Source organism: Micromonospora sp. ATLC16, assembly GCF_057196645.1.
On record NZ_JBXUOW010000015.1, the window covers coordinates 80,894 to 94,014 of the forward strand.

General features: G+C 70.4%; 14 protein-coding genes and 1 pseudogene. 8 read left to right on the forward strand and 7 right to left on the reverse strand.

The window, feature by feature from the left end; translation table 11 throughout:
* Positions 1 to 43 precede the first annotated feature (43 nt).
* A complete protein-coding gene (locus AC2CHE_RS09325) occupies positions 44 to 196 on the forward strand; it encodes a hexameric tyrosine-coordinated heme protein (RefSeq protein ID WP_484504512.1) in 153 nt (50 codons plus the stop codon).
* Positions 197 to 258: 62 nt separating this feature from the next.
* Here the strand turns inward: AC2CHE_RS09325 and AC2CHE_RS09330 are convergent, their stop codons facing one another.
* Positions 259 to 1,449 (reverse strand): globin domain-containing protein, encoded by a 1,191-nt coding sequence (locus tag AC2CHE_RS09330; RefSeq protein WP_484504497.1) that lies wholly within the window; start codon positions 1,447 to 1,449, stop codon positions 259 to 261.
* A gap of 323 nt (positions 1,450 to 1,772) precedes the next feature.
* Here AC2CHE_RS09330 and AC2CHE_RS09335 point away from each other — a divergent pair, with 323 nt between their 5' ends.
* Entirely contained in the window at positions 1,773 to 2,222 is a 450-nt protein-coding gene (locus AC2CHE_RS09335) for a carboxymuconolactone decarboxylase family protein (RefSeq protein WP_484504498.1), read from the forward strand.
* 126 nt (positions 2,223 to 2,348) lie between these two features.
* Here AC2CHE_RS09335 and AC2CHE_RS09340 read toward each other — a convergent pair whose 3' ends face one another.
* Both AC2CHE_RS09340 and AC2CHE_RS09345 read right to left on the reverse strand, forming a co-directional pair.
* A complete protein-coding gene (locus AC2CHE_RS09340) occupies positions 2,349 to 2,678 on the reverse strand; it encodes a cupin domain-containing protein (protein ID WP_484504499.1) in 330 nt (109 codons plus the stop codon).
* 342 nt (positions 2,679 to 3,020) lie between these two features.
* The gene (locus AC2CHE_RS09345) at positions 3,021 to 3,770 is read right to left on the reverse strand and encodes an SDR family oxidoreductase (protein ID WP_484504500.1); all 750 of its coding nucleotides are present in this window, start codon (positions 3,768 to 3,770) and stop codon (positions 3,021 to 3,023) included.
* 173 nt (positions 3,771 to 3,943) lie between these two features.
* Here AC2CHE_RS09345 and sigJ point away from each other — a divergent pair, with 173 nt between their 5' ends.
* The gene (gene sigJ, locus AC2CHE_RS09350) at positions 3,944 to 4,867 is read left to right on the forward strand and encodes an RNA polymerase sigma factor SigJ (protein WP_484504501.1); all 924 of its coding nucleotides are present in this window, start codon (positions 3,944 to 3,946) and stop codon (positions 4,865 to 4,867) included.
* A gap of 53 nt (positions 4,868 to 4,920) precedes the next feature.
* On the opposite strand, the gene AC2CHE_RS09355 is transcribed toward sigJ, so the two are convergent.
* Positions 4,921 to 5,316 (reverse strand): VOC family protein, encoded by a 396-nt coding sequence (locus tag AC2CHE_RS09355; RefSeq protein ID WP_484504502.1) that lies wholly within the window; start codon positions 5,314 to 5,316, stop codon positions 4,921 to 4,923.
* A gap of 317 nt (positions 5,317 to 5,633) precedes the next feature.
* On the opposite strand from AC2CHE_RS09355, the gene rox reads away from it, so the two are divergent.
* The 5 genes from rox (at position 5,634) to AC2CHE_RS09380 (ending at position 11,104) form a co-directional block, all read left to right on the forward strand.
* Positions 5,634 to 7,067 carry a rifampin monooxygenase gene (gene rox / locus AC2CHE_RS09360; protein ID WP_484504503.1) on the forward strand — a complete coding sequence of 478 codons (1,434 nt, stop codon included), beginning with the start codon at positions 5,634 to 5,636 and terminating at the stop codon, positions 7,065 to 7,067.
* On the forward strand, positions 7,054 to 7,176 hold the full coding sequence (locus tag AC2CHE_RS09365) for a hypothetical protein (protein ID WP_484504504.1): 123 nt from the start codon (positions 7,054 to 7,056) through the stop codon (positions 7,174 to 7,176). The genes rox and AC2CHE_RS09365 overlap by 14 nt, the downstream gene beginning before the upstream one ends.
* A gap of 104 nt (positions 7,177 to 7,280) precedes the next feature.
* Positions 7,281 to 8,960, forward strand: coding sequence for a bifunctional 3'-5' exonuclease/DNA polymerase (locus AC2CHE_RS09370; protein ID WP_484504505.1), 1,680 nt, complete (start codon positions 7,281 to 7,283; stop codon positions 8,958 to 8,960).
* Positions 8,961 to 9,162: 202 nt separating this feature from the next.
* Complete coding sequence (locus AC2CHE_RS09375; RefSeq protein WP_484504506.1) at positions 9,163 to 10,269, forward strand: hypothetical protein; 1,107 nt, start codon at positions 9,163 to 9,165, stop codon at positions 10,267 to 10,269.
* 241 nt (positions 10,270 to 10,510) lie between these two features.
* Entirely contained in the window at positions 10,511 to 11,104 is a 594-nt protein-coding gene (locus AC2CHE_RS09380; RefSeq protein WP_484504507.1) for a nucleotidyltransferase family protein, read from the forward strand.
* Positions 11,105 to 11,174: 70 nt separating this feature from the next.
* Here the strand turns inward: AC2CHE_RS09380 and AC2CHE_RS09385 are convergent, their stop codons facing one another.
* From AC2CHE_RS09385 to AC2CHE_RS09395, 3 genes and pseudogenes are all read right to left on the reverse strand, one after another.
* Complete coding sequence (locus AC2CHE_RS09385; protein ID WP_484504508.1) at positions 11,175 to 11,330, reverse strand: hypothetical protein; 156 nt, start codon at positions 11,328 to 11,330, stop codon at positions 11,175 to 11,177.
* Positions 11,327 to 12,136 (reverse strand): metal-dependent hydrolase, encoded by an 810-nt coding sequence (locus AC2CHE_RS09390; protein ID WP_484504509.1) that lies wholly within the window; start codon positions 12,134 to 12,136, stop codon positions 11,327 to 11,329. Before AC2CHE_RS09390 ends, AC2CHE_RS09385 begins: the two co-directional genes overlap by 4 nt.
* 246 nt (positions 12,137 to 12,382) lie before the next feature.
* Positions 12,383 to 13,121: pseudogene (locus tag AC2CHE_RS09395) on the reverse strand (hypothetical protein); the annotation flags it as partial.

Sequence of the window (13,121 nt, forward strand, 5' to 3'; positions counted from 1 at the left end):
GTGGGATTCACAGCACCGGGCACCTCTCCGTCGACTGTCCCGGATCGCGGTCAAGACGACCCAGCCGTCCGACGAGATCCGGAACCGGTTGCGGGCCGTCTACGCCGAGGACCCGGACGCGCTGATCGCCAGCTCACAGGTGGTTGCCACGCACTTTCAGGCGGTCGCCGCCGCCAATGACTTTTGGCGGGACTGAGGCTGCCACCGCATTGATGACGCCACCGCTGGGGCGAGGATGTGCCGAGGGTGAGGGGACTGTCAGGCGGGCACGGGGACGCTATGCCACTGCTCGGAGCCGAAGACCTCGTAGCGGATGCGGTGCTCGGGCACGCCGCGGCGGTGCAGCGCGGCCCGCACGGCCTGCATGAAGGGCACCGGGCCGCAGAGGTACACCTCGGCGTCGGGGTGCAGCGGGATGGCTTCCGGATCGATCCGGCCGGAGGCCGCGTGGGGGTGGTCGCCGGGCTGCTCGTACCAGAGCATGTGCTGGAAGCTGAGCAGCCGGGCGCCGCCGGCTTCGATGTCGGCGCGCAGCGGGTGCCGGTCCGGGCTGCGATCGGCGTGCACCGCGGTCACCGATCGGGCCGGCTGGGTGCGCGCGACCTGGTCGAGGATCGCGGCCATAGGGGTGATGCCGACCCCGGCGCTGATCAGCAGCAGCGGGTTGTCGCCGGGATGCAGCGTGAGATCGCCGTATGCCTGGGAAATCGTGAGGTGATCGCCGGGTTGGAGTACCTCGTGGACGAAGCCGGAGACCTGGCCGCCGGGCACTCGGCGCACGGTGATCCGCAGGCTGCCACCGGTCGGCGCTTGCGACAGCGAATACTGACGCAGCTGGCGGGTGCCGTCGGGCAGGTCGGCGGCGATCGTCACGTACTGGCCCGGGTGGAACACCGGGACCGGCGCGCCGTCGGCCGGTGTGAGCAGTAGCGAGACCGTGTCCCGCGCCTCGACGATCTTGTTGGCGACCAGGTAGCGGCGCCACGGGTCACCACCGTCCACACCGGCCTCGGCGTAGAGGCGGGCCTCGCGGCCGATCAGCCGGACCGCGAACAGCCAGTAGACCTCGTCCACGGCGGCGGCGATCGGCGGGGTGACGGCGTCGCCGAGCACGGTGGCGACCGCGCCGAGCAGGTACCGGCCGACCATCGCGTACTGCTCCGGGCGGATGCCGAGGGCGCAGTGGCGCTGCGCGATTCGCTCGACGATGTGGTCGAAGACCTCCGGCTCCGGGCCGGCGCCGACCATGTGCGCGGCGAACGCGGCGACTGCGCCGGCCAGCGCCTGCCGCTGCTCCCCGGTGGCCTGGGCGCTGCGACTGAACAGGTTCATCAACTCGGGGTTCTCGCCCAGCATGGTCTCGTAGAAGACCTCGGAGATCTCCTCGAGTCGTTCACCGAGGATCGGCAGAACAGCCTCGATGATCGGTTTGCTGGATGCGGACAGCATGCGGATTCCTCCTACATACGGGCGAGCAGGGCAGGGGCGACGCCAGGGCGCTCGGGGCGATCAGGTCGAGGCCGTCGGTGGGTCGGTTGCGACGCACGGGGAGAACGTAGACCAAACAGGACCGAGAAAGTCACGTTCTATGGTGACCATCACTTTTCCACAACATGTCGTTGTATAAACTGGACCCGCTGAACTCTCCTGGTCAGCGCGGTGTCAGCGGGGCGAGGCGGGGCAGCGTGCCGCCGGCACGGAGTCACACATCGCGGCCCCGTCTCGTCCTAGAAACAGGGGTGGGCGTGGCCGCCCGCCGGAGAGGGAGAACCGTGACGCACGTGAACATCGGCAAAGTGCACTCAGACAGCTATAAAGCCTTGGCGCATCTCGACCAGAAGGTCGCCGAGGCGACCGCGGCGGCCGGCGTGGGCCACCAGCTCGTCGAACTGGTCAAGATTCGAGTGTCGCAGCTCAACGGGTGCGCGTTCTGCCTCCGGATCCACACCCGCGGGGCGATCGACCACGGTGAGACCGCGGACCGGCTCGCGGTGCTCCCGGCCTGGTGGGAGTCGCAGTACTTCACCGACGCGGAGCGTGCTGCGCTGCTGCTCGCCGAGCAGGTCACCCTGATCGGCGACCACTCGAACGCGCCGGACCGCGGCCCGGTCCCCGACGGTGTTCTCAGCGACGCCCAGGTCTCCGCCCTGACCTGGCTGGTCATCGTGATGAACGCGTGGAACAGAGTCGCCGTGTCCAGTCACTATCCCGTCGGGCCGTAGCCGAACCGATCGAGGCGGCGCGCCGGCACGGGCTCGTGGACGTCGTAGCACCCACAGCCGGCCGCGGATGGGAGGGCCTTCCATCCGCGGCCGGTCCTCAACCCCGCCGGCCCGGGGGAGGGATGGTTATCTGCTGGAGATCGTCAGCAGGGCGACCGACTCCTCGAGCGCCACCAGGCCGTGCCGTTCGTGCGGCAGCACCACGTGCATTCCGGCGGAGAGTTCCTGTGTCTCGGACGTCGTGGTGAGCGTGGCCCGGCCCCGCAGGAGCTGCAGGGTCGCGTCGCCGGGGTTCTCGTGCTCGGACAGCTCGCGATCGGCGGCGAGCGCGAACACGATCTGCCGAAGGTTCTTGCTGTTCGCGCCGGTCAGTGCACGTTGGGCCCGGCCGCTTGAGGCGGCTCGGGCCCGGGTGAGCAGTTCGTCGACCAGCTCGGGAAGGCGTACGTAATCCATCGGGTCTCCCAGGGTGTGTGAGGGTGACGGTGGCGACTACGGTGGCGGACCCGCAGTCGCCGCCTGCCGCTCGGCGGGCGACAGCGACCGGAACGGTCGCGTCGCCGTCGGTGATTCCGTCGTGGGGACCGGAGGCAGTGGCCGACTTCAGCCGAGCGGAGCAGCGGGACTATTTTTCTATACAAGAGCATTGTATAAAAAGAAATCCTGTCGGGTCAGGCCGTCTGCCGATCAGCTTTCAGGTGGTGATGCAGGACTCGCGGCGCTGGGGCCGCGCCCACCGAAGTGCCGATCGCCGCCCTGCTCACCCTCAGCCCGGTGGCGCGGGCGGGCTCCTGAGTCTCAAGCGGCGGGCAGCGTGGCGATCCAGTCGTCGAAAGTCTGCCGGCCGATCCGGGTGCCCGGCTCTGGGAGCAGGCTCCCGTTGCGCATCGCCCGGCCCCATCCCCCGGGCACGGGAACCTGGAAAACCGGCCGCCGCTGTCCGGTGGCCCGGACGTAGCGGCGGACCATGGTCACCATCCGCTCCTGCTCCGGCCCGGCCATCGCGGTGTCGATGCCGCGGGGCTCACCGACCGCGATCGCGGCGAGGGCCGCACCCACCTCGGCCGCGGAGACCGGTTGCAGGACCATCCACGGAGCGAAGGACAACGGGCCGACCTTGCCGATCTGAAACATCCGCGCGACGAACTCGTGGAACTGGGTGGCCCGCAGCAGCGACCAGCCGTGCGGCGAGGCGGTGACGAGGTCCTCCTGGACCTTCTTGCCGACGTAGTAACCGACCTTGACCCTGGTCGCCCCGACGATCGACAGGGCGACGTGGTGTGGCACGCCGGCCGCCTTCTCGGCCTCCAGCAGGTTCCGGGTGACGGTGCCGAAGAACTTGACCGACTCGGCCGCGGAAGACGCCGGCGTGGCCGCCACGTCGACCACCGCCGAAACACCGGCGAGAGCCCCCGCCAGCCCCGCACCGGTGCTCAGGTCGACACCCGTCGAGCGGCTGAGTGTGATCGGCTCGTGTCCGTCGTTACGCAGCGCTTCGACGACGAACCGGCCCACGGTTCCGGTGCCACCGGCCACAGCAATCCTCATGACGAGCCTTCCTCGCGATCTTTCGGGGTCCGGACCAAGGACGAACGACCGCGGCCAAATGTGACATACCGCGTACGTCAAGCGGTCGGAGCCGCCGGTATGGCCGACACCGCCGGCCGCACCCGCTACGGCGTCGCATGTCACATGCCGCGGCGCCGTTCCGTCATGTGTCCATGAGCAGTGAACCCACCAGGAACGACGACGCCGCACGCCGTGAGGACCAGTTGGCCCAGCGGTACGAGCGGGCGCGCCCACGATTGATCCGGGTGGCGTACTCGGTGCTGGGCCGTCCCGGCGAAGCCGAGGACGTGGTCTCCGAGGCGTGGTTGCGGCTCGTCGCGGCGGACCGCCGGGAGCCGGTCACCGACGTTGAGGCCTGGGCCACCGTGGTGGTCGCCCGGGCCGCCCTGGACGTGCTGCGCTCGGCCCGGGTGCGTCGCGAGGTGTATGTCGGGCCATGGCTGCCCGAGCCGATCATCGAGAAGCTGCCCGGCGGCGTCGACCCGGCGGACCGGGTCACCCTCGACGACGCGGTCAGCTTCGGACTGATGATCATGCTCGAATCGCTGACCCCGGCGGAGCGGACGGCGTTCGTGCTGCACGACCTGTTCGGGATGCCGTTCCACAAGGTGGCCGGGGTGGTCGGCCGCTCACCCGACGCGGTCCGGCGCCTAGCCTCGCGAGCCCGCGGGCACATGCAGGCAGGCCGGCCGCGGGTGAAGGTGGACGCCTCCCAACACGAGCGGACCGTCACCGCGTTCCTGAAGGCGGCCTCCAGTGGCGACGTGGTTGGCCTGATCGCGCTGCTGGACGAGTCCGTCGTCGTGACCACCGACGGTGGCGGCCGGGTGACCGCGGCGCGGCACCCGGTGGTCGGCCGCGACAAGGTCACCCGGTACGTCCTCGGCGTCGTCGGCGGCGTCGCCACCAACCAGAAGGTGCGACTGCTCCACCTCAACGGAGACCTCGGGGTCGGCCTCTACGTCGACGGTGTGCTCGACAGCGTCGTCTCGTTCACCACGCTCGGCGAGCGCATCGTACGCATCGACATCGTCCGGGCTCCGGACAAGCTGGCGCACGAGCGGCGTGACGACTGAGGTTCCGGCTCGCACGCGAGGTACGGGCGATGGCCGGCGTGCCCCTGAGCGCTCTACTGCGGTGACGGGGTCCGGGCGAAGAGGTCCACGACGTTGCCGTCCGGATCGCGTACCTGTGCGTAACGCTGTCCCCACGGCGCGTCCCAGGGCGTGTTGACCGACGAGTATCCGGCAGCGACCAGGTCGTGGTGGCATCGGTCCACCTCTGCCGCATCGGAGCAGAGGAAGGCCCAGCCACCGGAGGGCGGTGCTGGCTGGTAGCCCGGATCGAAGGACTGCAACGAGGCATGCGTGTCCCACATGAGACGGATACCCCCCGCGACCGTCGTCTCGACGTGCGGCTCCTGCTCGGCGCCGGCCGGGAACTCCAGGCCGAGTCGCCGATAGAAGGACAGGGACGCGGCCATGTCGGCCACTGCGAGGCCGATCGCGTTGAAGGTGGGTGCCATGAATTCGACGGTACGGGCATGATGCCGGAGCAGTCCAGAACGAATCGGACACCGACTACCAGGGTCGATGGCCGGTCGGCCAGAAGCCGCTCGTTGCCGGGCATGGGCGCGGCGGTCGACCACTGACTCCGGCCGCTCGCCAGACCGAGCGGATCTGGTACGGCCGGCACGGGATCGTGTCACTGCAGATCCACAATTCGACCCAGGAACTCCCTGCCACTGTCAACATATACCGCACCCCAGGGATTGCGGCAAGACCCCGGTCGTGGCGCACAATCGTCGGCCGAGCGGCAAAAATGGGTGCACTTGGGGGACTGATGTTCGATGTGATTATTGTCGGCGGCGGACCCACCGGCATGATGCTGGCGGGCGAATTGCGGCTGCGGGGCGCCAGCGTGCTGGTGTTGGAGAAAGCGGCCGAGCCGCCACCGTTCGTGCGGTCGCTCGGGCTGCACGCACGTAGCATCGAGGTGCTGGATCAGCGAGGGCTGCTGGAGCGTTTCCTCGAAAACGGTAGGCAGTTTCCGATCCGGGGATTCTTCGCGGGCATCGACAAGCCTGCCCCCACTGGACTGGACACCGCCCACGGATACGTGCTCGGTATTCCGCAGACGCTCACCGACCGGCTGCTCGCCGAGCACGCCGCCGAGGTCGGCACCGAGATCCGGCGGGGCTGCGCGGCGGTCGCACTGGAGCAGGACGACGACGGCGTGAGCGTCCACCTTGGGAACGACGACGTGTCGCCGGTACGCGCGCGGTTCGTGATCGGCTGCGACGGCGGACGCAGCACGGTTCGGAAGCTGCTCGGCGTCGGCTTTCCTGGCGAGCCCTCGCGAGTCGACACGCTGCTCGGTGAAGTCGAGGTGACGGCGTCACCGGAGGACATCGCCGAGGTGGTGACCGAGGTACGCAAGACCGAGAAGCGGTTCGGGGTCGGGCCGTCGGGCACGCCGGGGACATTCCGGGTGGTCGTGCCGGCCGAGCACGTGGCCGAAGACCGGTCGAAGCCGCCGACGCTCACGGAGTTCCAGCAACAGTTGCGCGCATACGCGGGCACGGACTTCGGGCTGCATTCGCCCCGCTGGCTGTCGCGCTTCGGTGATGCCACCCGCCAGGCGGAGCGTTACCGGGTCGGACGGGTGTTCCTGGCCGGGGACGCCGCGCACGTGCACCCACCGATGGGCGGTCAGGGGCTCAACCTCGGGATCCAGGACGCGTTCAACCTGGGTTGGAAGTTGGCGGCGGCGATCGACGGCTGGGCACCGGACGACCTGCTGGACACCTACGAGTCCGAGCGGCATCCGGTGGCAGCGGACGTGCTGGACAACACGCGTGCCCAGATGGAGTTGACCACCAACGAGCCCGGTCCGCAGGCCGTCCGACGGTTGCTGGCGCAGCTGATGGACTTCGACGACGTCAACCGGTTCCTGATCGAGAAGATCACGGCGGTCAGCGTCCGGTACGACTTCGGCGAGGGGCATGGGCTGCTCGGCCGGCGGCTGCGCGATGTCCAGGTCAAACGTGGGCGGCTGTTCGAGCTGATGCGCTCCGGCAACGGGCTGCTGCTCGACCAGACCGGACGGCTCGCGGTGGACGGCTGGCGCGACCGGGTAGGTCATGTCGTCGACACCAGCGAGGAACTGGACGTGCCGGCGGTCCTGCTCCGGCCCGACGGGCACGTCGCCTGGGTCGGCGCGGACCAGCAGCCCCTTGAGGTGGCGCTGGCCCGGTGGTTCGGTGGTGCTCGTTGACGCGCACGAGAATGAGGAGGTCGGCATGCCGTTACCGCGCTGGCTCGCCCGGTTCAACAAGCGGTTCGTCAACCCCGGGGAGATCCGTCGGGGGGCCGACCGGTCCTGACACACGTCGGGAGATCGTCAACTGCTGCGGATGGATCTTCGTCGGGGCCACCAGCGACCGAGGCCCGTCCCGGTCTGTCGCAGGGGCCGGGCAGAATCACGTTCGTGCTGGTGGCGGTGGTCTCGGACGAGCGGGGTGGGGGAGTGCTGCAACCCCTCGACCCGGCCGGTGCGCCACTGGGTGTGCCCGAGTCGGTCGTCGATCTACCCGCAGCGGTGGCCGCCCGGGAGCGTACCGACCAACCGCGCTGGGTGTGGGCGTCCGGAGCCGCGCTCTACCCGCCGTTGTTGCGCGCCGGGGTCGCGGTCCAGCGCTGCCACGACCTGGAGTTGACCGAGGCGCTGCTGCTCGGGCACGCCGGTCGCTGGGGTGAGCCCCGTGGGCTGGCGGCGGCCTGGGCACGGTTGACCGGTGCGCCGGTGCCGGCCGATCCGCCGCCGCGCGCCGCCACCCCGCCCGGCACCGGTCAGGGCGCGCTCTTCGACGCCGTGCCGGGGGCGTCGGGCCCCGGCATCACCGCGCTGACCCGGGTGTACGCCGACCAAGTCGGCCGGGTCGCGGCGACCGGCGACCCGGGGCGGTTCCGGCTGCTCGTGGCGGCCGAGTCGGCAGGTGGGTTGATCGCGGCCGAGATGGGAGCGGCCGGGTTGCCCTGGCGGGCCGACGTGCACGACTCGGTCCTCGCCGAACTGCTGGGTGAGCCCTCTCCGATGGGCGGGCCGCCGCGCCGGTTGGCGGAACTGGCCGTGCGGATCGCCGAGGCGTTCGGGGTTCGGCAGGTGTACGCGGACAGCCCGGCCGAGCTGCTGAAGGCGTTCGCGCGGGTCGGCGTGGAGCTGCCGAACACCCGGGCCTGGGTGCTACGCGGGGTTGATCACCCGGCGGTGCCGCTGATCCTGGAGTACAAGGAGTTGTACCGGATCTGGACGGCGCACGGCCGAGCATGGCGGGACGCCTGGGTGCGCGACGGTCGGTTCCGGCCGGAGTACGTTCCCGGCGGGGTGGTGTCGGGGCGGTGGGCCACCCGCGGTGGTGGCGCGTTGCAGATTCCGAAGGTGATCCGCCGGGCGGTGGTGGCCGATCCGGGCTGGCGATTCGTGGTGGCCGACGCCGGGCAGTTGGAGCCACGGGTGCTCGCGGCCGTCTCCGGTGACGTTCGGCTCGCTGCCGCCGGGGCGACCGGTGACCTCTACGCCGCACTGGCTCGGGACGCGTTCGGCGGTGACCGGGGTCGCGCCAAACTGGCGCTGCTCGGGGCCATGTACGGGCAGACCGGCGGGTCGGCGGTGCCGGCGCTGGCGGTGCTGCGGCGCAGCTACCCGACCGCGTTCGGCTACGTCGAGGCGGCGGCGCGGACCGGTGAGGCGGGTGGCCTGGTGCGCTCCTGGTTGGGGCGGACCTGCCCACCCGGCACGGCGGGGTTCGGCGGGGACGAGGAGGGTGTGACGGATCCGGAGGCGGGCAGCGACGCCCAGTCACCCCGGGCCCGGGCGGCCCGGTCCCGGGGCCGGTTCACCCGCAACTTCGTCATCCAGGCCACCGCGGCGGAGTGGGCGTCAACCCTGCTCGCGGTGCTTCGCGGCGAGTTGGCCGGCACCCGGGCCGAGTTGGTCTTCTTTCAGCACGACGAGGTGATCGTGCACTGCCCGGCGACGCAGGCCGGGCAGGTCGCCGAGGCGGTCGACCGGGCCGGTCGACGGGCCACCGCGCTGCTGTTCGGGGACACTCCGGTCCGCTTCCCGTTGGATCTGTCCATTGTGGAGTGCTATGCCGACGCGGCCTGATCATCGTCGGGCATTGATGATCAGGTCGGTCGGCCCGAGACTGTTCACGAGAATTTCGTGAGCCATACATCTCTCGACAACAGGTGATTCTTCTGCCGGAAAAGGCGTCGCCCGATGTTTTGGCGTACGCCCGCCGTGTGTCACCCTGGCTCGGCAAAGGTGACCACTTCGATCGACATGGTGTCGGTGCCCGGGAGGCGGCATGGCCAGACGCGTCTATCTGCATATCGGTGCGCCGAAAACGGGAAGCACCTATGTGCAGAACGTGCTCTGGAAAAATCGTGCCGCCCTACAGCATGCCGGCATTCTGTTGCCGGGCAGTGCGGTGGCGCACGACCAGGCGATGGCCGATCTGCGCGCGGCGCCCTGGCGGGACAGCGACGCCTACTGGACCTGGGACCGGCTGGCCGAGAAGGCGCGCAGTTGGCCCGGTGACGTGATCATCAGCAACGAGGGGCTGGGTGCGGCGACCAGCGCGCAGGCCGCCCGGGCGGTGGAGAGCCTGGAGGCCGCCGAGGTCCACGTCATCGCGGCCGGTCGTGACCTGTGGCGGACGTTCCCCTCGTTCTGGCAGCAGAGCGTCCGCGCGCGCAGCGGCTGGCGGTTCGGGGCGTTCATGCGCGCCGTCGAGGAGGGCAGGGCCGAGGCCTTCTGGAACAACCACACGGCGCCGCGCATGCTGCGCCGCTGGGGCGACCTGGTCCCCGAAGCGCACCGGTATCTGGTGACGGTTCCGCCGCCCGGCGCGCCGAGGGACCTGCTGTGGCACCGTTTCGCCGGCATCCTGGGCATTCCCGACGGGCTGTGTGAACTTGCGAAACCCACCTCGAACCCGTCGCTCGGCGCCGCCGAGATCGAACTGCTCCGCCGGGTCAACCTGACGTTGGGCGACAGGTATCCGCTGCGGACGCCGTACCAGAAGGTGGTCCACCGACACCTGGTCGACGCCGTGCTCAAGCGGCGCGAGGGGATACCCTTCGGCGTCGGCCTGGACCGGGCAGACTGGGTACGGGAGCAGGCGGAGCAGCAGATCAAGGAGCTTCAGGACTACCCGTGTCGGATCGTCGGTGACCTCGACGACCTGCGGCCGACCGTGATGCGGCAGAGCACCAGCCCCGACGAGCTGGACGCGGAACAACTGCTCCAGGTCGCTGTCGAGACGATCGTCGGGATGCTGGGTCACGCCGACACCCTCAGTCGGCGGCCGGACGGCCAAGGCGACGGCGTCAACGTCCTCTCCCGGCTCAGGACCCGCGCGGCCGGTGGCGTCAAACGCCGGCTGCGCCTGGCCACCCGTCGCGAACCGTAGCCGATCAGATCGCGCCCCGGCGCCTCACCGGGCAGTGGCGGACAAGCCTCGGGCCGAGCACAGCGGATCAGCCGGACTGACGGTGGGAGCCTGATAGATACCCAATTTACACCAAATGCCCCGCGACTCTCCTCCGACCGCTGTCGTTGCAAACGGTGTGCGTAGGACGGGAGGGTCGGGGTCACGTGGCCCCGACCACTCCCACGCTGGAGGGAGCGCAGCTCTGAACCGGATCGCAGGAATGATCATCGCTGCGGGGGGTGGCCGTCGGATCGGCGGGCCGGAGGCCCTGCTGCACCAGGGTGGCAAGCCCCTGGTGGACCAGATGATCGACACGCTGACGGAGGCGGGCTGCGGGCAGATCGTGGTCGTCCTGGGTGCCGCGGCCGACCAGGTCCGCGCGACCGCCGATCTGAGCCGCGCCACGGTGGTGGTCAACCGCGCCTGGGGTACCGGCGTGGGCTCGTCCATCCGGGCCGGTCTTGCCGGCATCGACGACGACCGGGTCGAGGCGGCGGTGGTGGTGCCGGTGGACATGCCCGGGCTCACCGCCGCGGCGGTGCGCCGGGTGGCCGCGCTGCCCTTCCCCGATGTGCTGGTCTGTGCCACCTACAACGGGCTGCGCGGTTACCCGATGCTGTTCGGCCGCCGACACTGGCCGGGCATCGCCACCCTGGCCAGCGGCGCCGTCGGCGCCCGGCCGTACCTCTTGGCGCACAAGGACCAGATCGTCGACATCGCCTGCGACACGGTGGCCGACGGCAGCCGGGTCGACACCCCCGAGCTGATGGCCCTGTACGGCCTCACCGTCCCCGAACAACGCATCGGCGTCTAACCCACCCCCCACCCCCCCCACACCCTGCCCCCGCCCACACCCTGCCCCGTTGATCATGAGGTTAGCGGCACTAGATGATCTTCAAACTGCCGCTAACCTCATGATCAACGAGTGAGGTCCGGGAGGGGGGGTACCAGTGGGCGGAGTTCTTTGAGGTGCGCTGCTGGAGCCGTGGCACCGCCTCGTCGGCGGCCACGATCGCCGGATCGACGGCCTCGACACTCACAGGTCGAGGTTGAACTTCTGGAGCACCGAGGGGGCGGCCAGCCCGACCGTGGCAAGCACCGACACGATGGTCAGCGCGGTGCGGACCACGACGATCTCGGTCTTGCCGCCGGCCCGCAGCGCGATCTTGTCGGGCAGGCTGATCGGTGTCCACATCCGGCGTCTGATCGGAATCGGCCAGAGGATCGGTACGCCGGCCCTGGTGATCATGTCGCCGATGATGTGCACGAAACTGCCCACGCCGACGGCCAGCCCGATCATCGGGTAACCCCGGTCGCCGGGAAGGTTCGCGGCGGTGAAGACGGCCGCGCCAGCCGAGACCAGAGTGACGATGACCCAGCCCGCGCGCTCGGCCCACTTGTCGAACAGGCCGCGCAGGGCGAGGCCGATCATGAAGAACAGGATGCCGATGACCGCCCACTTGCCGTACCTCGCGCACACCGTGGTGGTGCCCCAACCCACCAGCACCGTGAACGGGATGGTGTGGGTCAGCGTCCGGTGACCATTGCTGCGCTTGGGATCGCGGCTGAGCTTGGTGGCGTAGTAGACGCCCAGCGAAATCTTCTCCACCACCTCGGCGACGAACAGCGAGAAGACGCCGAACGTACGGGCCACGGTCGCGCCACCCTGGTTGCGGGTGACCTTGCCGGACAGGTCGAGATCGGGCAGCAGTGCCCCACCGGCGCAGACGGCGGTGCCGACGGCCAACGCCAAGGGCGACTGCTCGTAGTCGTAGAATTGCTGTAGCGCCCAGGACCCGCTCAGCCATACCGCCGCGCCAGACAGCGCGTGCGACGGTCCCATCATCTCGGCTCGCCCTCCCCAGGGATCTTGAGCGCCAAAACTACGCCACTGTAGTTCGCGGCGACGCCGCAGGGGGACCACCGCCACGTCCACTGCGGACAGGGTTCGGAGTCGGTCGGCGGACCTGGCCGACCACCAGGGAGTATGGCAGCGCGTGATGGTCGCCCGGCTCGATCTGTCGGCCATGGGACGTGTCGTCGCCGGCTGCGACGACGACGGCGGCCAACGAGACCGTCCGGAGAGCCGGGCCTAGGGTCGGAAGCCGAGCCGGACGGTGGCAAGTTGGCTCGCCGCACCCGTCCAGTCCTGTTCGCGCGTGATCCAGCCCAACGTCCAGGAGCGGCCCCGCACCGGACCGTCCGGCACGATCTGCGCGGCGCGCAGCCGGTCACCGTGCGGTGTCAGCCAACTGAACTCCCACTCGATCGCGTCGTCGACCCGACCGAGCCGGAACTCCTGGTAGCCCGGCAGGGTGCCGCCGGCCAGCTCCCGATCCCGCACCGCCCGCAGTCGGTCCGTCGGCTCGGTGGTGGCGTCCGTGCTGTCCGCCACGGTCAGTGCGCGGCCGGTGGCCGGATCCTGGAAGCAGGCCACGTCGTTCTCGCGCGAGTGTCGCCAGTCGCCCGGCAACGCCACCCGGAAGCCGTCGGCGTCGGCATGCCACACCCACCCGGCGGGGGGCCGGAATGCGTCGCCGGGCCGCGGTGGGGCGGAGCGTAGCGGGGCGCCGTCCACCCATGGCCGTACGCAGGGCAGCGGCGGAGGGACGAGGCCGCCCGGCGGCGGTCCGGGCGGGCGTCGCCCGTCGCGCGGGAACGGGCGGCCGTGCCCCGGCGCGCCCACGTCGTACGACTGCGGGCTCTGCGTCCCCGGACCGGGTTGGTTCGCGCCGGTGCCGACCACCGTGAGCGCGGCGCCGATCCCGGCCGCCATGGCGACCAGCACCGCGACCGCCGCCAGTGTCCAGGGCCGGGCGACCGCCCCCCGC

Coding starts and splice junctions, on each gene's coding strand:
- AC2CHE_RS09375 (WP_484504506.1), top strand. CDS start 9,163: ATGGCCAGACGCGTCTATCTGCATATCGGTGCGCCGAAAACGGGAAGC.
- AC2CHE_RS09345 (WP_484504500.1), bottom strand. CDS start 3,770: ATGAGGATTGCTGTGGCCGGTGGCACCGGAACCGTGGGCCGGTTCGTC.
- AC2CHE_RS09355 (WP_484504502.1), bottom strand. CDS start 5,316: ATGGCACCCACCTTCAACGCGATCGGCCTCGCAGTGGCCGACATGGCC.
- sigJ (WP_484504501.1), top strand. CDS start 3,944: ATGAGCAGTGAACCCACCAGGAACGACGACGCCGCACGCCGTGAGGAC.
- AC2CHE_RS09340 (WP_484504499.1), bottom strand. CDS start 2,678: ATGGATTACGTACGCCTTCCCGAGCTGGTCGACGAACTGCTCACCCGG.
- AC2CHE_RS09330 (WP_484504497.1), bottom strand. CDS start 1,449: ATGCTGTCCGCATCCAGCAAACCGATCATCGAGGCTGTTCTGCCGATC.
- AC2CHE_RS09380 (WP_484504507.1), top strand. CDS start 10,511: ATGATCATCGCTGCGGGGGGTGGCCGTCGGATCGGCGGGCCGGAGGCC.
- rox (WP_484504503.1), top strand. CDS start 5,634: ATGTTCGATGTGATTATTGTCGGCGGCGGACCCACCGGCATGATGCTG.
- AC2CHE_RS09390 (WP_484504509.1), bottom strand. CDS start 12,136: ATGATGGGACCGTCGCACGCGCTGTCTGGCGCGGCGGTATGGCTGAGC.